The sequence below is a fragment of the Intestinibacter sp. genome (genome assembly GCF_034113885.1).
GTDB lineage: Bacteria > Bacillota > Clostridia > Peptostreptococcales > Peptostreptococcaceae > Intestinibacter.
On sequence record NZ_JAXEWM010000253.1, the window covers coordinates 20,673 to 41,824 of the forward strand.

A 21,152-nucleotide genomic window follows, 5' to 3' on the forward strand; every position below is an offset into this window, starting at 1 on the left:
GAAGAGGGGGCAAATCAATGGAAGGTAAAGAAATGCAAAAAACAATGGGCGCAGCAGTCGCACTAAGTATGGTTGTAGGATGTGTTATAGGATCAGGGGTATTCTTTAAACCACAAGCAATTTATACAGCAACAGGTGGAGCACCTGGTATAGGAATTATTTCATGGGTTATAGGTGGTTTAATAACATTATGTGCTGGTCTTACAGTTGCAGAAATAGCAGTTGTTATACCAAAAACTGGTGGTATGATGGTATATCTTGAAGAAGTTTTTGGTGAAAAAGTGGGATATTTAACTGGTTGGATGCAATGTGTACTTTTCTATCCAGGGACAGCAGCAGCATTAGCAGTAGCTTTTGGTAACCAGTTATCACAATTATTAGGAAACCCAAGTTGGGCAGTAGGAATAGCAATAGTAGATATTATAGTAGTAGCAATTATAAATAATGTTGGTTCAAAAGCAGCAGGTTTAGTTCAAACTTTAGCAACAATAGGTAAAGTAATACCACTTATATTAATAGCAATATTTGCATTTATAAAGGGTAGTGGAACTAATCCAATATTAAGTCCTATGGTAGGAGAAGGATTAAGCACAGGAACAGTTTTAGGTTCTGTATTAATAGCAATATTATTCGCTTATGAAGGTTGGATAAATGTTACACCAGTAGTTGGTGAAATGAAAGATCCAGGAAAAGATTTACCTAAAGCATTTGCTGGAGGTATATTAATAATCATGGCTATATACGTATTAGTAAACGTTGCTTACTTATGGGTATTACCAGCTGATCAATTAGCACAACATTCATCTCCTGCAGTTGCAGTTGCAGAAGTTATATTTGGACCAATTGGTGGTAAAATAATAGCAATAGGTATATTAATATCAGTATTTGGTGCATTAAATGGATTCATATTATCAGGATCTAGAGTTGTATATACATTAGGTGTTCAAGGAACAATACCAGGATATAAATTCTTTGGAAAATTAAATAAATCTGATGTTCCAGGAAATGGTGTTATATTAGTAGCATTCTTATCATGTATATATGCATTAACAGGACAATTTAATCTATTAACTGACTTAGCTACTTTTACTGGATGGGTATTCTATGTTATGACATTCATAGCAGTTATAATACTTAGAAAAACTAAACCAGATGTAGAAAGAGTTTACAAAGTGCCACTATATCCAATAGTTCCAGCAATAGCTATAATCGGTGGTGGATTCGTATTAGTAAACCAATTATTTATGGCTGGTTCTGGTCCTAGAACGATAGCATTAGCTGGTATAGCTATAACATTAGTAGGATTACCAGTTTACATGATAATGAGTAAAAAGAAAGCTCAATAATTAAGTATTTAATATATGAATATTTTAAGATTAAGAAAGTAAATAAATAATTTTTTTAGAAGAGTTGTAGAATTTTAATTGATTTTACAGCTCTTTTTTTATTTAAAAAAAATGTAGTAATTGTATATTTAAATCGAAAAAAGAACAATTAAATAAAAAATACTAGATAAAATTCATATGTATAAAAACTAAAGTTTAAAAAATTTGGGTAATAATATTGAAAAAATTTCCATATAATGATAGAATTTTAGTAATTTTAATGAGTATAATAGGGTTGACTATATCATTAAATATGTTAAAAGTAAAAGGGGGAGAATTTTTTTATGAAAAAAAGAATATCGTTATTATTAGTAATTGTGATGTCTTTAGCTATGATGTTAACAGGATGTAGTTCATCATCTAAGGCATCAAGTGGATCAGATGCTGAGAGTGAAGAATTTAGAGTTGGTATGGAATGCGGATATGCGCCATTTAACTGGACTCAATCTGATGATTCAAATGGAGCTGTAAAAATCGAAGGAAATGACGAATATGCAGGTGGATATGACGTTCAAATAGCTCAAAAAATAGCTGATGGTTTAGGTAAAAAATTAGTAATAGTTAAAACTGAATGGGATGGATTAGTTCCAGCAGTACAATCAGGTAAAATAGACGCTATAATCGCTGGTATGTCACCAACAGCTGAACGTAAGAAAACTATAGACTTTACAGATGTATATTATACTTCTGATTTAGTAATGGTTGTTAAAAAAGGTGGAGACTATGAAAAAGCAACTAAATTAAGTGATTTTAAAGGTGCTACTATAACAGGTCAATTAAATACTTTCCACTATACTGTAATAGACCAAATAGATGGAGTTAACAAAGATACTGCTATGGATAACTTCCCAGCAATGAGAGTTGCACTAGAATCAGGTAAAATAGATGGATATGTTTCTGAACGTCCTGAAGGTGTAAGTGCTACAGCTGCAAATGATAACTTTGCAATGGTACAATTTGAAGAAGGCGAAGGATTTGAAACATCTGCTGAAGATACAGCTATAGCTGTAGGTCTTGCTAAAGATAGCCCATTAAAAGATAAAATAAACGAAATATTAAAAGGTATATCAGAAGACGATCGTATAAAATTAATGGATGATGCAATAGCTAATCAACCAGCAGCAGAATAAGAATATTAAAAAATTTAGCTTAAAGGCCGGGTGTAGAAATACAGTCGGTCTTTAGGTGTGATTAAGGGGGAAAAAAATGAGTTCGGAGTGGATTGTACAAATTTTATCTCAAAACTGGATGGGTTTTTTAAACGGAGCTAAAATGACTCTGTTTATATCATTAATAGGGACTGTAATAGGTTCTATAATAGGTTTATTAATAGGTGTTATAAGAACTGTACCTAAAGGTGAAAAAGGACCTAAGAAAATATTATTAACAATAATAAATGCTATATTAAACGCATATGTTGAATTTTTCCGTGGAACACCAATGATAGTTCAAGCTATGGTTATTTACTACGGATCAGATTTAGCTTTTGGAATTGATATGGATAGAACATTTGCAGCTTTATTTATAGTTTCTATAAATACAGGTGCTTACATGGCTGAAATAGTTCGTGGAGGAATTATATCTATAGACAAAGGACAATTTGAAGCAGCACATGCTATAGGTATGAATCATATTCAAACAATGATAAATGTAGTATTGCCTCAAGTTATAAGAAATATATTACCAGCTACAGGTAATGAATTTGTAATAAACATAAAAGATACATCAGTACTTAATGTTATAGGAGTAACTGAGCTTTATTTTACAACAAAGACAATTGCAGGAAACAACTTCAGATATTTTGAATCATTCTTTATAACATGTATCATATACTTCGTAATGACATTCACTGTTACAAGAATATTACGCTATCTTGAAAGAAAACTAGATGGTCCTGAAAATTACAATATGACAGGAAACCAAATGCAAGTTCAAAGACCTGAAGATGCATTGAAAAAGGCATAAAACGAGTTAGTGGAGGAGAAAATATGGAAAATGTAATTGAAGTAAAACATTTAAACAAATCTTTTGGGACACATGAGGTCTTAAAAGACATAAATTTTTCAGTTAATAAAGGTGAAGTTGTTTGTATAATAGGATCTTCTGGTTCAGGAAAATCAACTCTTCTTCGTTGTATAAATTTACTTGAAACTCCAAGTGGTGGAGAAATAATATGCAACGGTGAAAATATACTAGATGAAAAACACGATGTATATAAATATCGTACAAAATTAGGAATGGTATTCCAACAATTTAATCTATTCAACAATCACGATGTATTGGGAAACTGTACTGTTGGACAAATTAAAGTTTTAAAACGTTCAAAGCAAGAGGCTGAAAAGGTAGCTATGAAGTATTTAAAGGTTGTTGGAATGGATAAATTTATAAATGCAAAGCCAAAGCAATTATCAGGTGGACAAAAGCAACGTGTTGCCATAGCTAGAGCACTTTCTATGGAGCCTGATGTTATGTTATTTGATGAGCCGACTTCTGCGCTTGACCCTGAAATGGTCGGAGAAGTTTTAAAGGTTATGAAGGAGCTAGCAGAAAGTGGACTTACAATGCTAGTTGTTACTCATGAAATGGAATTCGCTAGAGAGGTTTCTGATAGAGTTGTATTTATGGATCAAGGAGTAATAGCAGAAGAAGGTACTCCAGAACAGATATTTAATAATCCAGTACAAGAACGTACTCGTGAATTTTTGAAACGTACTTTAAAAAATATATAAGCTTATAGAATATAAATTATATATGATAAAATCGATATAAAATTATACATTAATATGGTTTTATTCAATCAATGAATTACAAAAGTAATAGTATTAAAAGCTATTACTTTTTTTTGAGTTTTTTATTACAAAATGAATGTTGAAGTGTATAAATATTATATAAAAAAATTATAAAAACATACTATATAACTTTTATTATACATTAAAATTCAGGAAATATATGGTATTATAAATATGACATTATTTTTGAACTTAATAAATTTTTATCCATAAGGAGGAATGAAGAAAAAATGGAGTCAGTTTTAATTATGGGTGGAAGTGATTTCATAGGAAAATCACTTGCTAAGTATTTTATAGAACATGGACATAAAGTAGATGTCTTGACTACAGGAAAAATTGATTATGAGGGAGTAAATAAACATTTTTCATGTAACAGAAGGAAAGAAGAAGAATTAAAAAATGCACTTAAAGATAATGAATATACTTATATTTATGATATGACTGCTTTCTTAAAGTCAGACATAGCAGAATTAATTCAATTTGTTAATAGAGACACATTAAAAAAATACGTTGTACTATCTTCTGCAGCTGTATATAAAAACACAGGTAAATACATAACAGAGGATGAAGAAAAAGGAGTAAATCCAGCTTGGGGTAAGTATGGAATAGAAAAGGTAGAGGCTGAAAAATATATTACAGAAAGTGATATCCCTTACATAATAATAAGACCAACTCATATTTATGGACCAGAAAATAACTTATATAGGGAAATGTATTTCTTTGATAGAATCAAAGAAGGTAAAGCGATTCCAGTACCTAGTGATAGAAATGAACCAGTAGTAAACCAATTTATTTACATTGATGATTTTGTAAAGGTTTTATATAGCTTGACAAAAAACGATATAGTAAGAGAAGCGTATAACGTTTCTACACCACAGCTTGTTACTTGGAAAAAATTAATAGAAACATGTGGAGAAATTGTAGGCAAAGAACCTATAATAAAATATGTAAATTCAGATAAAATAAAGGTAAAGGACAGAAGCTATTTTCCATTTAGAAACACTAGCTGTGTATTAGAAATAGACAAATTAATAGATCATGGACTTTATACACCTAATATACTTATTGAAAAAGGATTAAAGAAAACATATAAGTGGTATGTAAAAAATAAACCAAAAATGGAAGACCCAGAAATGGTAGAAGTGGATCAAGTTTTAAAAATAGTGTAATTTGAATGTTAAAAATTTACGAATTATTTACAAAAAACAGTTATTAATATATAATTGAAATATATTTTGATATTATGGCGTCTAAAGAAAGTCTTTAGGCGTTTTTCTATATTATGAAATACAAAAACGGGTAAAAGGAGATAAGGAAGATGGAAAAAGTTGAAAGTTTTAAATTAGATCACAATAAAGTAAAAGCACCTTTTGTAAGAAAATGCTGTGTATTAGATGGAAAAATGGGAGACAAGGTAAGTAAATTCGATTTAAGATTTTTACAACCTAATGTAGAAGCTTTTGGAACAGCTGCTATGCACGGTTTAGAACATTTATTAGCAACTTATTTAAGAGAAGAATTAGATGATATTATAGATTTATCACCAATGGGATGCAGAACTGGTTTCTACCTAGTTATGTGGGGCGATGTAGAAGCAAAAACTGTTAAAGAAGGTCTAGAAAAAGCTTTAGTAAAGGTTATAAATGCAAAAGAAATGGTAGCAGCAACTGCTGTTGAATGTGGAAATTACAGAGATTTATCATTATTTGGAGCTCAAGAATATGCTAAATATGTATTAGAAAAAGGATTTTCGTTAAATATATATGGAGAATAATAGATATATATTATATATGTGGAGATAATCGATAAATGATAGTAAATCAAGAAAAAACAATATTTGATATATCAGTAGATAAATCAGAGGTCCTTAGATATTTAGGTCATAATGGACAAGATATAGATAGTGATTTAGATTTTAAAATAAATGAATGTATTGAGGAGACTAAAGAAAATATTGATATAAAGTACGTATATGACATATACGATATAAAAAATGATTTAGCTTCTCATACTATTGAATTTAAAAACACAACATTAAAATTACAAAGCAAAGATTTGAGTGAATTGCTTGAAGATTGTGATAAATGTGTTTTGATGAGTGCAACACTTGGATTTAATATCGAAAAAAATATTAGAAAATACAGCTATAAAAATCTAACTAAAGGTGTGATAATAGATGCTTGTGCTACAACTTCTATTGAGGAAGTTTGTGATATGGTACAAGATAATATTTTGCAAACTGTAGCTAAAGAAAAAAAGTCTTTAACGATGAGATACAGTCCAGGTTATGGAGATTTAGATATAAGAGCAAATAAGAATATACTGAATGTATTAAATGCACAGAGAAAAATAGGGGTTACAGTCACAGATACAGGAATTATGATACCTAGAAAATCTGTAGTAGCTTTAATAGGTATAACAAATAAACAAATAAAAAAGGTTAAACGAACATGTAATAATTGTCCTAACAGAGATAATTGCGAGTTTAGAAGAAAGGCTGAGGGTTGTGGAAATAAAAAAATATATAAAGGATAATATGCTAATAATCGATGGTGGTATGGGAACTATGCTTCAAGGAAGAGGTCTACAAACTGGACAGAATCCAGAAGCATTTGGATACGAGCATCCAGAAATATTAGTTGAAATACATAAAGAATATTTTGAAGCAGGCGCAAATGTAGCTACAACTTGTACTTTTGGATGCAACGAATTAAAATTACCAGAAGGATACGAAGTAGAACAAATAGTAGATTCAGCAGTAAAGGCTGCTAAAAAAGCTGCTACTCTAGTAAATAATGGGAATGAAAAATATGTAGCTCTTGATATAGGACCAATAGGTGAAATGCTTGAACCTATGGGTACACTTAGCTTTGATAGAGCTTATGAAATATTTAAAAGACAAGTAGTACAGGGTCAAAAATCAGGTGCAGATTTAATAATCGTAGAAACTATGATGGATTTATATGAAATTAAAGCCGCTCTACTTGCTGCTAAAGAAAATACTGATTTACCAGTATTCACTACTATGACTTTTGATGAAAATGGAAGAAGCTTCACAGGCTGTCTACCAGAAAGCATGGTAGCTACATTACAAGGCTTAGGAGCAGATGCTGTAGGTGTCAACTGTTCTCTAGGACCAGAACAATTAAAGCCAATGGTAGAAAAAATAATAAGAAGAGCTAACGTACCAGTAATTGTACAACCTAATGCAGGACTTCCTGATATAGAAGACGGAAAAACTGTATATAAAATGACAGCAGAACAATTTTTAGAAGGTGTATCTGAATTTGTAAAAATGGGAGCAACTATAGTAGGTGGATGCTGTGGAACAAATCCTGAATTTATAAAGGCTTTAGCTGACAATGTTAAAAACATAAAAGTAGAGCCATTAGAAAAGAACTTAGAATGTGTAGTTTGCTCACCTTCAAAAATACTTGAAATCAATGGACCAACAATAATGGGTGAAAGATTAAATCCAACAGGCAGAAAGCCACTACAAGATGCTTTAATAAGTGGAGATTTAGATTATGTAGTGAGTCTTGGGTTAGATCAAGTTGAAGAAGGTGCAGAAATATTAAACATGAATGTAGGGCTTCCAGAATTAGACGAAAAAGCTATGATGCCTAAGGTTATAAAAACTCTACAAGAAATCATAAACGTGCCTATACAGCTAGATTCATCTAATGTAGATGCGTTAGAACAAGGTCTTAGATACTACAACGGAAGAACTATAGTAAACTCTATAAACGGAAAAGAAGAATCTTTAAATTCTATCCTTCCAATTGTTCAAAAATATGGAGCAGCTGTAGTTGGACTAACATTAGATGAAAATGGAATTCCTAAAACAGCAGAAGGAAGATTTGAAATAGCTAAAAAAATAGTAGAAAGAGCAGAAAGCTACGGAGTAAGAAGACAAGACATATTTATAGACTGCCTATCACTTACTGTATCAGCACAACAAGAAGAAGCTATGGAAACTATAAAGGCTATGAGAATGGTAAAAGAAAACTTAGGCTGTAAAACTATACTAGGTGTATCTAATATTTCGTTCGGTGTGCCAAATAGAAGTGCATTAAATTCTACTTTCCTAAATCTAGCTTTAGGAGCAGGACTAGACTTAGCTATAATAAATACATCAGAATCTGTTATGATGGAATCAATGTACGCATACAGAGTAATAAGCAATATAGATAAAGGCTGCGAAAAATATATAGAAAAATATATGAATGTTTCAAAATCAAAAAACGACAAAGCTAAAGCAGTTGAAATAAATGAAGAAACTTCTTTAGACGTACTTATAGAAAGAGGTCTAAAGGATGAAACTAAAAATATGACATATAAATTGCTTGAAGAATACGATGGAAATTATATATTAGATAATATGCTAATACCTGCTCTAGATAAAGTAGGAGTAAAATACGACAAGGGTGAAATATTCTTGCCTCAAATGATACAAGCAGCAGAAACAATAAAAGTTTCATTAAATATTATAAAAGATAAACTAAGCGTCAATACTAATGACAGTGGCAGTACAAAAGGTAAAATAATAGTTGCTACAGTAAAAGGTGATATACACGATATAGGTAAAAATATCGTAAAAATAATGCTAGAAAATTATGGATACGAAGTAATCGACCTAGGTAAGGATGTTCCAATAGAAACTGTAGTAGAAACTGCAAAAGCGCAAAACATCAAGCTAATAGGTCTAAGTGCGCTAATGACAACAACTGTACAAAATATGAAGGACACAATAAAAGCTATAAGAGACGCTGGAATAGACGCAAAAGTAATAGTTGGAGGCGCAGTTTTAACAGAAGAATATGCTAAACAAATAGATGCAGACTACTATGCAAAGGATGCAAAACGCTCAGTAGAAATTGCAAAAATTACTTTTTAAAAAATAATGTGGAAAAGAACCATGAAAGTATGTTAAAATATAAAAGATATTTGAGGAGAATAAATTTATTATATTTATTTTCCTTAAATACTTAAATATAGTAGCAAAATGTGTTACTATAATGAATATAGGTCATTAATTTACAAATATATATAAATTTAATTAATGATGTTAAATTAAAAATTTCTCGTCAACACAAAAAGAGGCTATAGTATAGCCTCTTTTTGTTTTTGGAAATTATTATTTATTTGAAGTAAAATTCTTGATCTCTATATTAAAAAGATAAAAGTATACCTACTACAGCTGAAAGAGCTATATAGATAACTGGATGTTTATTTGTATATTTTATCAAGAAAAATAGTATCACAGCGAATACGATAGATTTAAAATTAAGTAAATCTGTGATTTTTGAATCAATTCCCCATTTATCTAAATAAAACATAGTGATTTCTACTACACCCCAACAAGCTCCTACAATTAATCCAGTTGAAGCTGGTCTAATAGTGTGGAAAACAGCCTCTACATATGGATTTTCTTTGAATTTATTTAAAAACTTAGAAATAATAACTATTATAAATAGTGCAGGCATAACAAGTGCTATAGTAGCGATTAAGGCTCCAGGAACACCAGCTACTGAAAAACCTACATAGGTAGACATATTAACGCCTAGAGGTCCAGGTGTAGATTCTGAGATAGCGATCATATTAGTTAATTCGCTTTTAGTGAACCATCCTGTACTTTCGCTTATATTGTATAAAAACGGCATTGTAGCAAGCCCACCGCCGATTGCGAAAAGTCCTGTTTTAAAGAATTCGTAAAATAATCTAAAAAGTATTAGCATTCTTCTTTACCTCCTCTAAATTTATAAATTAGAGCTCCGATAATTCCAGACATAATAATATAAATTATAGGAGATAAACTTGTGGCTATAGATAATATAGAAACTGCTATAAAAATAGCTAAAGTTAATTTATCAACAATAGATTTTTTACCGAGCTTGATAATAGCGTTTAAAATCAATACACATACACACACTCTTACACCGTTAAATGCATGGATTACAATTGGTAAATCTGCAAAATTAGTAAGAAATGCAGCTATAAGTGTAATAATTATTACTGAAGGAGTTATTACACCTAAAGTAGCTATAACACCGCCTGGAATACCTGCTAGCTTATATCCTATAAAAGTAGCGACATTAACTGATATAATACCAGGAGTACATTGACCAATAGCGTAATAATCCATCAATTCCTCTTCTGTAGTCCATTTCTTAGTTTCAGCGACATCCCTTTGTAAAATTGGAAGCATCGCATAACCTCCACCGAATGTAAGACCGCCAATTCTAGCGAAGGTTAAAAATAAGTCGAGTAAAATATTCATATTTGAAAAGTCCCCTTCCTTAGTCCTTATATAAAAATTTTAGCATAGTTATATATATATTAAAAATATATAATATATATAGGTAATATACTTTTTTAATATAGTTTAAAATAAAATCGTACTTTCGTAGTTTATTTATTTTTTGCAGATAAATATAAATTTATTAGCAACCTATAAAAATATTAGAATAGTTAGTGAGAGTGAGAAAAAATGGATATAAAACAATTGATAAATTTTATAACAATAGTAGAAGAAGGAAATATAACCAAAGCAGCACAAAAGCTACATTTATCTCAACCGCCTCTAAGCAACCAGCTAAAATCTCTAGAGCAAGAATTAGGAGTTAAACTAGTTGAGAGAGGCAGTAGGAAAATTACTTTGACAGATGTAGGAAATCTTCTGTATAAGAGAGGAAAAGACATGATAAGCATGTTCGAATCAACTTTAAATGAAGTAGAAGATTTTAAAAGTGGAATAGAAGGTGTATTAAAAATAGGAGCTGTATCTACATGTAACCAATTTGTTCCAGACAAGCTTGTATCTCCTTATACTAGACAATATCCAAAAGTGAGATTTGAATTGTATGAAGGAAATACATATGAGGTCGTAGATATGATTGAAAAGGGTATAGTAGATATAGGTGTGGTACGTACCCCTTTTAACCGCGAAAATTTATGTTGTATGAGCTTGAGAACAGAGCCTATGGTTGCTGTTATAAATAATAGCCAAAAATTTGATTTTGGAGATAGAGAAAAGATAAGCCTAAAAGATTTAAATAACAAGCCTATTATAATATATAGACGATATGAGAAGCTTATAATGCAGGTTTTGAATATGAATGATATAAAAGCGAGTATATATTGTTTAAATGACGACGGAAGAACTACTGTAGCTTGGGCACAGGCAGGTCTTGCGATTGGTATTGTGCCAAAATCAGTTATAAATACTTTTAATAGAGAGATTAAGGTTTATGAAATTGAGGAGGATGATTTGAAGACAGATATAGCTGTTATATGGTTGGAGAATAAGTATTTATCTAAGAGTGCCAGACATTTGTTGGATATGATTAACGAGATGGATTTTTAGTATAAAATATAATAAATAAACAAATTAAAAAAGTTGATAAAGAGCTTTTAAAAATTAACGATCAGATGGTTGAAAATTAGATTAATAGGATGGTACTTTTATTTTTATTGTTTTTTATAAACTATTTTTTCTCAGATGGATATTATTTATATAGAAATAATGTGCATTTAGAATGACATTATATATTTATAATATTTTTGGAAGGAATAAGTATTTTATTATCAACATTTTCATATTTGGTAACATATATGAAAATCAAGGAGAATGGTAAGACTATTTATATTTATGAAAAATTAAAATACATACCAATAAATTTTGAAAATATAACTTTTGTTAGAATACAATATTTGCTAAAACATACATGTGAAGTATTGGTGATTTATATCGTATCAAATTTTATTGGAGGTATATTTATTCAGGAAATAGATATAAATGTAAATTTAATTATATGGTTAATAGTGTATTCAAGTTTATTTGTATTAATTTTTGGATTATTGCCTGATTATTTAAAGATTATTCCATTAAATCGAAAAAAAGTAAAAATATTATATAAAAACGACATAAACAAAAATGTAGTTTTTGTGTTTAACATATTAAAGTGGATTATAAGAATAATAAATGACGATGAATAAATTTAAAGAGAAAATACATATTTTGGATAATAGTGTTTAATAAAAATAACCATATACTTAGGGGTATATGGCTATTTTTATAATAAAGAATATATTTTAACTAAAAACGGATTAAATAGCCCAATTTCCATCCTTAAATATTTGAACTTCCTCACCATCATGAGTAATTCCAACTATATCCAAATCATCAGAGCCGACCATAAAATCGACATGAGTTATACTATCGTTAATTCCATACTTATCGAAATCCTCTTCAGCGATATCATTACCGCCTTCGATACAAGAAGAATAAGCAGAGCCTATAGCGAAATGGCAAGATGCATTTTCGTCGTATAGAGTATTGTAGAATACTGTGTTAGTATCAGAAATTGGAGAAGAGTAAGGAACTAAAGCTATTTCACCTAAATAGTGAGAGCCTTCATCTGTTTCGATTAAGTGTTTTAAAGTTTCTTCTCCTTGTTTAGCTTTGACATCTACTATTCTACCGTTTTCGAATTTTAATACGAAGTCGTCGATTACATTTCCACCGTAAACAAGTGGTTTAGTGCTTGCAAGTGTTCCGTTGACACCGTATTTGTGAGGTAAGCAGAAAATTTCTTCCGTAGGCATGTTTGGATTGAATTCTATTCCGTTTACATCCTTTTCGCTTCCACTCTCCCATATGTGACCTTCTGGCATTTCAACAGTTAAATCAGTTATTTTTGATTTGTATTTTAGTATTTTGAATTTCTTGTTGTTTAAGAAGGCTGTTTTTTCTTTAAGGCTTTCGTTGTGTTCTTGCCAAGCCTTGATTGGGTCGTCTGTGACTCTAGTGCACTTGAAGATTAAGTCCCAAAGCTTATCGATGGCTTCTTGTTCAGAAGCATCAGGGAATATTTTCTTAGCCCAAGCTGCAGTAGGTACAGACACTATGCTCCATCTAGCTTTATTTGTTAAGGTATAACTACGCCATTCCTTTAATGCTTGTCCTGATACTCTTTGGTAGTCTGCTATTCTTTGAGGGTCTACATTTTTTAGTAAATCTGGATCTTGAGCATGTATAGATAAGAAGGCTCCACCTTCTTTAGCTATATCTACATATTGGTCTGAAATCCATCTAGGGAATTCTTCAAAGGCTTCATCAGGTGCGTTTAAGTATCTGATTAAGGTACATTTTTCATCAGACCATTCTATATGAACGTTTTTAGCTCCAGCTTTGTAAGCTTCTTCTACAACGCATCTTACGTAATCTGCACATTCTATAGGAGATCTTACAAGTAGAGTTTGACCTGGTTGAATATTTACTCCTGTTTTAACTGCTAATTCTGCGTATTTTTGTAATTTTAAATTAAAATCCATAAAAAAGCTCCTTTCAATCTAATTATTTAGAAATATATAACATATACTATTAAATTATAACATTGTATCTAAACAAAGTTTTATTTTAATTATGTAATTTATGGTAATAAAGTTGATTCGAAAAATTTACATATTTCTAGTATTGTATTTAATAAGAAATATATACTAAAAAACTAAATTTTGGATAGGAAATATTTAAATAATTTTAAGAATTAGAACTCTTTAATTTATGACTTAAAAAGAATATAATATTACTGTGATAATTTTAATATTATATAAGTAATGTAATAGGTTTAATGGGAGGAATTAGATGGAGTTATATGATGCTATTTTCTATAGAAAGTCTATAGAATTTTATTCAACAAAACCGATAACAGAATTTTTAATGAACGAAGTGAAAAAACTATGCAGCGATATAACTTATCTAAATACAAATTTGAATATCAAAGCTCATGTGATAGATAGAGGTCATTTGATTAATTTTTCTACTGATAATAAAATTCATATCAAAGCACCTCATTATATATTAGTAACTAGTAACAAAGGAGAAGATTATCTAGAAAATATAGGATATGCACTACAAGAGGTTACTTTAGAGATGGCTTGCTTAGGTTTGGGAACAACATGGTTAAAATGTATGTTGAACAGAGAAGAAATAGAAGAATTTGTTAATTTAGATAAAATAGATGGAAAAGATGAGTCAGAGATAGAATACCCTCAGGCTATAATAGCTTTTGGATATCCTGATCAAGGAGAGGCTTTATTTAGATCGGCTTCAGCAGTGCATGATAGACATAAGATGAAGCATATATGTAAAAAATATGACGAAAAATGGTTCAATGCGTTAAATGCTCTAAGAGTTGCGCCATCAATCAATAACTGTCAGCCTTGGACATTAGAGGCGAGAGAAAATGGATTTGATTTATTTGAAAATGAACATAAAAAAAGATTAGAGCTAGAAAAGTACAGCAAAATCAGCATGGGAGTAGCATTAAAACATTTTGAGATTGGATGTAAGTATGATAATATAGATATAGAATATAGAAAATTTGATGTAAAAAATAAGCGAAAAAAATCGTATTTTATAAGTATTATAGAAAAGAATGTATAGATTTATTAAAAAATTATTTATTTAAATTCATAAATAAACAAAGGTTGACATATAAACAAATAAGTGCAATAATCTATATAAGCTATGCAAAATTTAAATAAAACTTTAAATTATTCCAGAGAGAATATAAAGTAATTTGATAAATTATTATATTTAAGAATGTATATTGGCACAGAGAGGTCATCATGTCTTAAGTATTATTTGTTGAGATTATTTTTACCTCTGGTTAATTACTAGAGGTTTTTTCATATATAAAAAAACGTAATAAAGTCTTTTAAAATAGTCCAGAGAGGCTGATAAAGATACTTCATAGTTAACAAGTGAGTTATTTATGTATACAAAGTCCTTATACCTCTGCGGTCTAAGGGCTTTTTTAAAAGTAAGGCTTTATTAAGAAGGAGAGAATAAGATGATAAATGGAAAAGATAAGTTAATAGTAGCTATTGACACAGACGACTTTGATAAAGCTAAGGATTTAATCGATCAATTAGAAGATAGTGTAGACATATTTAAAGTAGGACTAGAACAATATGTTGCAACAAAAGGAAAGACAGTGGAATATTTAAAGGAAAAAGGCAAAAAAATATTCTTAGACCTTAAATTCCACGATATACCAAACACAATGAAAAGCGCAGTAAAAGCAGCTATAAAGGATAATGTTTGGTTAATGACAATACATGTTTCAGACTTTGAAGGTATGAGACAATGCGCAGAAATAGCAAAACAAGAAGCAGAAAGATTAAACATTGAAAAACCAATAATAGTTGGGGTTACAGTTTTAACTTCACTAAGTAATGAAGATTTACAAGATATTGGATGCAATATGACAACTGAAGAATTAGCTATAAAGAGAGCAAAATTAGCTAAGAAATCAGGAATAGATGGAGTAGTATGCTCTGCTAAAGAAGTAGATAAAATAGTAGAAGCTTGTGGTAAAGATTTCGTAACTGTATGCCCAGGAATCAGACCAGCATCAGCAGCAATAGGAGACCAAAAGAGAGTCGTTACTCCAGCTCAAGCAATTCAAAACGGAGCACATTATATAGTAGTTGGAAGACCGATAACACAAGCTGAAAATCCAAAACAATCAGCTATTGATATAGTTAAAGAAATAGAAAATGCTTAGGAGGGAAGTTGTATGAAAGCAAGATTAATATTAGAAGATGGTACTGTTTTTAAAGGTAAAGCATTTGGTTATTTAGAAGAATCAGTAGGTGAAGTAGTATTCAATACTTCAATGACTGGATATGGAGAAGTCTTAACAGACCCTTCTTATTATGGACAAATAGTAACTATGACTTACCCATTAATAGGAAACTATGGAATCAACTTAGAAGACGTGCAATCAAGAAATGTATGTGTTAAAGGGTTTATAGTTAGAGAAAAAAGTGACACACCTAACAACTTTAGAAATGAAATGAGCCTAGATGTTTATTTAAAACAAAATAAAATAATAGGACTTGAAGGAATAGATACAAGAGCCTTAACAAAAATCCTTAGAAATAGAGGAACAATGAAAGGTATAATAACATTAGATAATAATGCTACATTAGAAAGTATACAACCAAAATTAGATAAATTCGACAATACTTACGCTGTTTATACAGTTTCAAGAAAAGAAAAAGAATTCTACCCAGGTAATGGACCTAAAGTAGCTGTTATGGACTACGGTGTAAAACAAAATATAATAGATAACTTTGTACAAAGAAATTGTGATGTAACAGTATATCCTGCTACTACAACAGCTGAAGAAGTATTAAACGACGATCCAGATTTAATATTCTTATCTAATGGACCTGGGGATCCAGATGATTTAGATGAAATAGTAGGAAACGTTAAGAAAATGATAGGTAAAAAACCTATAGTAGGAATTTGCCTAGGACATCAAATCTTAGCAAGAGTATTTGGTGGAAAAACTGGAAAACTTAAATTCGGACACAGAGGTGGAAACCATCCTGTAAAAGATTTTGAAGAAAATAAAGTATTTATAACTGCTCAAAACCACGGTTATTATGTAACAGACGTACCAGAATGTATGAATGTAACACAAATAAACTTAAACGACGAAACAGTTGAAGGTATGAGACATAAAGAATTACCAATATATAGTGTTCAATACCATCCAGAGGCTTGCCCAGGACCAAAAGACAGCCAATATATATTCGATAAATTCTTAGATGTATTAAATAATAAATAGTTATAAATATTTTGTGAAGGAGAAGAGATTATGCCTAGAATAGATAGTATTAAGAAAACATTAGTATTAGGATCAGGACCAATAATAATCGGACAAGCTGCAGAATTTGACTATTCAGGAACTCAAGCTTGTGAAGCATTAAAAGAAGAAGGGGTAGAAGTTGTATTAATAAACTCAAACCCAGCTACAATAATGACAGATAAAGAGGTTGCTCATAAAATCTATATAGAACCTCTTACAATAGAAGCAATAGAAAAAGTAATAGAAAAAGAAAGACCAGACAGCTTACTTGCAGGTATGGGTGGACAAACAGCTCTTAACCTAGCAGTAGAGTTAGCAGATGCTGGTATATTAGATAAATATGGAGTTAAAGTAATAGGTACTTCAATAGAATCAATCAAAAAAGGTGAAGATAGAGACGAATTCAGAGAAATGATGAAATCTATCAACCAACCAGTAATAGAAAGTGATATAGTAACAAACTTAGAAGATGGTATCATATACGCTGAAAAAATTGGATACCCAGTTATAATAAGACCTGCTTACACACTAGGAGGAACTGGTGGTGGTATAGCTGAAAACAGAGAAGAATTAGTAGAAATACTTACTCATGGTTTACAACTTAGCCCAGTTACTCAAGTTCTTATAGAAAAAAGTATAAAAGGTTGGAAAGAAATCGAATACGAAGTAATGAGAGACGGTAACGGAAACTGTATAACTGTTTGTAACATGGAAAATGTAGACCCAGTTGGTGTACATACAGGGGACAGTATAGTTGTAGCTCCTTCTCAAACTTTAAGTGATAAAGAATACCAATTATTAAGATCTGCTTCAATTGATATAATCAATGCAATAGAAGTAAAAGGTGGTTGTAACGTACAAATAGCTTTACATCCTCACAGATTAGAATATGCAATAATAGAAATAAACCCAAGAGTTAGTAGATCTTCAGCATTAGCATCAAAAGCAACTGGTTATCCAATAGCAAAGGTTGCAGCTAAAATAGCTTTAGGTTATACATTAGATGAAATACAAAATGCAGTAACTAAGAAAACAAAAGCTTGCTTCGAACCAACTCTTGACTATGTAGTTGTAAAAATACCAAAATGGCCATTTGATAAATTCAAACAAGCTAACAGAAGACTTGGTACAAAGATGATGGCTACAGGAGAAATAATGAGTATAGGTAGCAACTTCGAAGCTGCTTTATTAAAAGGTATAAGATCTCTAGAAATAGGAAAATACTCTTTAATTCACAAACCATCTCAACAAAGAACTATAGAAGAATTAAAAGAAAGAGTTGTTATGCCAGATGACGAAAGACTATTCGACTTAGCTGAAATGATAAGAAGAGGCTACAGCATAGATATGATAGAAAAAATCACTGGTGTAGACAAATGGTTCTTATATAGAATTGATTGGATAGTTAAACAAGAAGAAAAATTAAAAACTATGCAAATAGAAGACTTAAGTAAAGATTACTTAAGAACTCTTAAGAAAAAAGGATTCTCTGATAAGGGTATAGCTGACTTAATGGGAATAAGCCCAGAAAAAGTATACGAATTAAGATCTCTATACAACATAAACGCTGCTTACAAAATGGTTGATACATGCGGTGGTGAATTCGATGCATTATCTCCATACTACTATTCAACTTACGAAGAATACGATGAAGTTGTAGTTAGTGACAAGAGAAAAATCGTAGTTTTAGGTTCTGGACCAATTAGAATAGGACAAGGTATAGAATTCGACTACTGCTCAGTTCACTGTATAAAAGCATTAAGAAGATTAGGTATAGAAACTATAATCGTAAACAACAACCCAGAAACAGTAAGTACAGACTTCGATACTTCTGACAAATTATACTTCGAACCATTAACAGAAGAAGAAGTTTTAAATATAATAGAAAAAGAAAAACCAGAAGGTGTAATCTTACAATTCGGTGGACAAACAGCTATAAAATTAGCTAAGTTCTTAGACGAAAAGAATATACCAATATTAGGAACTGACTTTGCTGATATAGATGCAGCAGAAGATAGAGAAAAATTCGATGAATTACTAGAAAAATTAAACATAAACAGACCAAAAGGTATAGCTGTATGGTCTACTGAAGAAGGTATAAAACATGCTAGTGAAATAGGATATCCAGTTCTAGTTAGACCTTCTTACGTACTTGGTGGTCAAGGTATGGAAATAACTTACAACGAAACTAAGCTAAAAGCTTATCTTGACAGTGCATTTGAAAGAGATCATAAAAACCCAGTACTTATAGATAAATATCTAGTTGGTAGAGAAATAGAAGTAGATGCAATATGCGATAAAGAAGATATATTAATACCAGGTATTATGGAACACTTAGAAAGAGCAGGGGTTCACTCTGGAGACTCTATAACAATGTACCCAAGCCAAAATATATCTGATGAAATAAAAGAAAAAATATTAGACTACACTAAGAGAATATCACTAGAACTTAATGTTTTAGGTATGGTTAATATCCAATTCATCGAATACAAAGGTGAATTATACATCATAGAAGTTAACCCTAGAGCAAGTAGAACAGTACCTTATATAAGTAAAGTCAGTGGTGTGCCAATAGTAGACTTAGCTACTAAATGTATGTTAGGCGCTAAATTAAAAGATTTAGGATATGGAACAGGAATCTACAAGACTCCAGACTTAATAGCTGTAAAAGTTCCAGTATTCTCAATGTCAAAACTTGCTAAAGTTGACGTAAGCCTTGGACCAGAAATGAAATCAACTGGTGAAGTTTTAGGTGTTGGTGAAACATTAGAAGAAGCTTTATACAAAGGATTCATAGCATCTGGTAGAAAGATGACTAACGATACAGGTGTTGTACTTGCAACTGTAAATGACCAAGATAAAGAAGAATTCTTAGAAATAGCAAAAGAAATGAAGAAGGTAGGATATACTTTCTTAGCTACAGAAGGAACAGCATTATACTTAAGAAACAATGGTATAGAAGCAACTGTAGTTAATAAGATAAGAGAAGCAAGACCTAACTTACTTGATGTTATAACTAACAACCAAGTTGATATGGTTATAAATACTCCAACTAAAGGTAACGATGCAACAAGAGATGGATTCAAGATAAGAAGATTAGCAACTGAATACTCTATAGATGTTATGACTTCATTAGATACATTAAAAGCGTTAGTTAAAGTAAATCAAAAACATATGGATAAAGATCAATTAAAAGTATATAACTTAGCTGATTAATTTAATATGATTAATTATATAGGCTACTGTGACCAGGTTTGTGCTGGCTCACAGTAGCTTTTTTCTTGCAAAAAATTTTCTTCATATAATCCTTTTATTATAGAAGGAGAAATGGACTATTAAATCAATAAAAAAACAAGCAATTTGTAAAGTTTTACGTATTGCTTGTTTTTTATTGGGATTTGATTATATGCATTTCTACATCTCCAACAGTAAAAAATATAGAAGAGAAAAAAACACAAAAGGAAAGCAAACAAATTAAATCTCTTCTATAGGAAACTATTATGGATATATAGTTACATTTAGTTTTTTAGTTATATTTATAATTTTAAACTAAATATCTTGAAATCTTATTCATATATATTGTAATTATACAATTTCTTTAACATCTATTATTGAGCTTTTAGGTATTAAATACGTTTGTAATTTATCATAATTTACATGGTCGAAAGCTCCTATATACTCAGGAACTACAGTTATCGTATATTCTGTAGATTCTAATATTTCACCATATATTGGCTTCATACTAAGATAAGTTTTTACTCTTACATATTTTTTTAATAAAGCATCTATTTCTTCAAATTTAGCTGAATTTACGTTGTTATAATTTTTAGTAGTTGTTAACACAATAATCACTCCTTTTAGATAAATATAAATATTCTGAAAATTAATAAAATACCTTTAGCTAAATAAATTTATTAAAAATAATTGACTAATAATTAATTAACTATTTAATTGTTTATTGATGTTATAATAATACTCTATTTAGTATACAAAAAACAATATTATAAAAAAATTAATATAATAAAATAAAAGTATTTGTTTTTAATAGTTTTTATCTGAAAATTAAATAAAATAAGTTAAAAAAATATACTTTTAAAAAGTTAAAAAAATAACTTTAGGAAAACGGTTTTTAATAGTTTGTGTGATAATATAGTATATAAGTTAAATAAATAACGAAAAATAACGAATAAAAAAAGAGAAACAAAAATAATTGTTTCTCTATTAGTGAACTATTTTTTTCTTCTTCTAATTACGTTTTGTGGGTTGCAATAAAATCTAGGATTGATATATTGACCAAATTCTTCAAATGAGAT

At 30.1% G+C, this 21,152-nt stretch carries 17 protein-coding genes; 13 read left to right on the forward strand and 4 right to left on the reverse strand.

Annotation, left to right across the window (positions count from 1 at the left end; translation table 11 throughout):
• Window positions 1-17: 17 nt before the first annotated feature.
• The 8 genes from SPD90_RS15040 (at window position 18) to SPD90_RS15075 (ending at window position 9,071) form a co-directional block, all read left to right on the forward strand.
• Window positions 18-1,346 carry an APC family permease gene (locus SPD90_RS15040; RefSeq protein ID WP_320925775.1) on the forward strand — a complete coding sequence of 443 codons (1,329 nt, stop codon included), beginning with the start codon at window positions 18-20 and terminating at the stop codon, window positions 1,344-1,346.
• Window positions 1,347-1,669: 323 nt separating this feature from the next.
• Window positions 1,670-2,515: a transporter substrate-binding domain-containing protein gene (locus SPD90_RS15045; protein WP_320627180.1), complete on the forward strand. Its 846-nt coding sequence runs from the start codon at window positions 1,670-1,672 to the stop codon at window positions 2,513-2,515.
• Between the two features lie 76 nt (window positions 2,516-2,591).
• Window positions 2,592-3,350 (forward strand): amino acid ABC transporter permease, encoded by a 759-nt coding sequence (locus tag SPD90_RS15050; RefSeq protein WP_320627179.1) that lies wholly within the window; start codon window positions 2,592-2,594, stop codon window positions 3,348-3,350.
• A 23-nt stretch (window positions 3,351-3,373) separates the two neighbouring features.
• Entirely contained in the window at window positions 3,374-4,114 is a 741-nt protein-coding gene (locus tag SPD90_RS15055; RefSeq protein WP_320627178.1) for an amino acid ABC transporter ATP-binding protein, read from the forward strand.
• Window positions 4,115-4,404: 290 nt separating this feature from the next.
• Window positions 4,405-5,343 carry an NAD-dependent epimerase/dehydratase family protein gene (locus tag SPD90_RS15060; RefSeq protein ID WP_320627177.1) on the forward strand — a complete coding sequence of 313 codons (939 nt, stop codon included), beginning with the start codon at window positions 4,405-4,407 and terminating at the stop codon, window positions 5,341-5,343.
• A gap of 149 nt (window positions 5,344-5,492) precedes the next feature.
• A complete protein-coding gene (locus SPD90_RS15065; RefSeq protein WP_320627176.1) occupies window positions 5,493-5,948 on the forward strand; it encodes an S-ribosylhomocysteine lyase in 456 nt (151 codons plus the stop codon).
• Between the two features lie 35 nt (window positions 5,949-5,983).
• Window positions 5,984-6,709 (forward strand): vitamin B12 dependent-methionine synthase activation domain-containing protein, encoded by a 726-nt coding sequence (locus tag SPD90_RS15070; protein ID WP_320925776.1) that lies wholly within the window; start codon window positions 5,984-5,986, stop codon window positions 6,707-6,709.
• On the forward strand, window positions 6,681-9,071 hold the full coding sequence (locus tag SPD90_RS15075; protein WP_320925777.1) for a homocysteine S-methyltransferase family protein: 2,391 nt from the start codon (window positions 6,681-6,683) through the stop codon (window positions 9,069-9,071). The genes SPD90_RS15070 and SPD90_RS15075 overlap by 29 nt, the downstream gene beginning before the upstream one ends.
• A gap of 274 nt (window positions 9,072-9,345) precedes the next feature.
• Here the strand turns inward: SPD90_RS15075 and SPD90_RS15080 are convergent, their stop codons facing one another.
• Entirely contained in the window at window positions 9,346-9,912 is a 567-nt protein-coding gene (locus SPD90_RS15080) for a chromate transporter (protein WP_320925778.1), read from the reverse strand.
• Window positions 9,906-10,454 carry a chromate transporter gene (locus SPD90_RS15085; RefSeq protein WP_320627172.1) on the reverse strand — a complete coding sequence of 183 codons (549 nt, stop codon included), beginning with the start codon at window positions 10,452-10,454 and terminating at the stop codon, window positions 9,906-9,908. The genes SPD90_RS15080 and SPD90_RS15085 overlap by 7 nt, the downstream gene beginning before the upstream one ends.
• Window positions 10,455-10,664: 210 nt before the next feature.
• On the opposite strand from SPD90_RS15085, the gene SPD90_RS15090 reads away from it, so the two are divergent.
• Window positions 10,665-11,540: a LysR family transcriptional regulator gene (locus SPD90_RS15090; protein ID WP_320627171.1), complete on the forward strand. Its 876-nt coding sequence runs from the start codon at window positions 10,665-10,667 to the stop codon at window positions 11,538-11,540.
• A gap of 743 nt (window positions 11,541-12,283) precedes the next feature.
• Here the strand turns inward: SPD90_RS15090 and SPD90_RS15095 are convergent.
• On the reverse strand, window positions 12,284-13,510 hold the full coding sequence (locus SPD90_RS15095) for an aminopeptidase (RefSeq protein WP_320925779.1): 1,227 nt from the start codon (window positions 13,508-13,510) through the stop codon (window positions 12,284-12,286).
• 310 nt (window positions 13,511-13,820) lie between these two features.
• Here SPD90_RS15095 and SPD90_RS15100 point away from each other — a divergent pair, with 310 nt between their 5' ends.
• The 4 genes from SPD90_RS15100 to carB all read left to right on the forward strand — a co-directional run bounded on the left by SPD90_RS15100 (window position 13,821) and on the right by carB (window position 20,055).
• Window positions 13,821-14,621, forward strand: coding sequence for a nitroreductase family protein (locus SPD90_RS15100; RefSeq protein WP_320925780.1), 801 nt, complete (start codon window positions 13,821-13,823; stop codon window positions 14,619-14,621).
• Window positions 14,622-15,030: 409 nt separating this feature from the next.
• Window positions 15,031-15,747, forward strand: coding sequence for an orotidine-5'-phosphate decarboxylase (gene pyrF, locus SPD90_RS15105; protein WP_320625678.1), 717 nt, complete (start codon window positions 15,031-15,033; stop codon window positions 15,745-15,747).
• A gap of 12 nt (window positions 15,748-15,759) precedes the next feature.
• Complete coding sequence (locus tag SPD90_RS15110) at window positions 15,760-16,818, forward strand: carbamoyl phosphate synthase small subunit (RefSeq protein ID WP_320623791.1); 1,059 nt, start codon at window positions 15,760-15,762, stop codon at window positions 16,816-16,818.
• A gap of 30 nt (window positions 16,819-16,848) precedes the next feature.
• Window positions 16,849-20,055 carry a carbamoyl-phosphate synthase large subunit gene (carB, locus tag SPD90_RS15115; protein WP_320925781.1) on the forward strand — a complete coding sequence of 1,069 codons (3,207 nt, stop codon included), beginning with the start codon at window positions 16,849-16,851 and terminating at the stop codon, window positions 20,053-20,055.
• 369 nt (window positions 20,056-20,424) lie between these two features.
• Here the strand turns inward: carB and SPD90_RS15120 are convergent, their stop codons facing one another.
• Window positions 20,425-20,682: a hypothetical protein gene (locus tag SPD90_RS15120; RefSeq protein ID WP_290686989.1), complete on the reverse strand. Its 258-nt coding sequence runs from the start codon at window positions 20,680-20,682 to the stop codon at window positions 20,425-20,427.
• Window positions 20,683-21,152 lie beyond the last annotated feature (470 nt).

Coding starts and splice junctions, on each gene's coding strand:
- SPD90_RS15040 (WP_320925775.1), top strand. CDS start 18: ATGGAAGGTAAAGAAATGCAAAAAACAATGGGCGCAGCAGTCGCACTA.
- SPD90_RS15045 (WP_320627180.1), top strand. CDS start 1,670: ATGAAAAAAAGAATATCGTTATTATTAGTAATTGTGATGTCTTTAGCT.
- SPD90_RS15050 (WP_320627179.1), top strand. CDS start 2,592: ATGAGTTCGGAGTGGATTGTACAAATTTTATCTCAAAACTGGATGGGT.
- SPD90_RS15055 (WP_320627178.1), top strand. CDS start 3,374: ATGGAAAATGTAATTGAAGTAAAACATTTAAACAAATCTTTTGGGACA.
- SPD90_RS15060 (WP_320627177.1), top strand. CDS start 4,405: ATGGAGTCAGTTTTAATTATGGGTGGAAGTGATTTCATAGGAAAATCA.
- SPD90_RS15065 (WP_320627176.1), top strand. CDS start 5,493: ATGGAAAAAGTTGAAAGTTTTAAATTAGATCACAATAAAGTAAAAGCA.
- SPD90_RS15070 (WP_320925776.1), top strand. CDS start 5,984: ATGATAGTAAATCAAGAAAAAACAATATTTGATATATCAGTAGATAAA.
- SPD90_RS15080 (WP_320925778.1), bottom strand. CDS start 9,912: ATGCTAATACTTTTTAGATTATTTTACGAATTCTTTAAAACAGGACTT.
- SPD90_RS15085 (WP_320627172.1), bottom strand. CDS start 10,454: ATGAATATTTTACTCGACTTATTTTTAACCTTCGCTAGAATTGGCGGT.
- SPD90_RS15090 (WP_320627171.1), top strand. CDS start 10,665: ATGGATATAAAACAATTGATAAATTTTATAACAATAGTAGAAGAAGGA.
- SPD90_RS15095 (WP_320925779.1), bottom strand. CDS start 13,510: ATGGATTTTAATTTAAAATTACAAAAATACGCAGAATTAGCAGTTAAA.
- SPD90_RS15100 (WP_320925780.1), top strand. CDS start 13,821: ATGGAGTTATATGATGCTATTTTCTATAGAAAGTCTATAGAATTTTAT.
- pyrF (WP_320625678.1), top strand. CDS start 15,031: ATGATAAATGGAAAAGATAAGTTAATAGTAGCTATTGACACAGACGAC.
- SPD90_RS15110 (WP_320623791.1), top strand. CDS start 15,760: ATGAAAGCAAGATTAATATTAGAAGATGGTACTGTTTTTAAAGGTAAA.
- carB (WP_320925781.1), top strand. CDS start 16,849: ATGCCTAGAATAGATAGTATTAAGAAAACATTAGTATTAGGATCAGGA.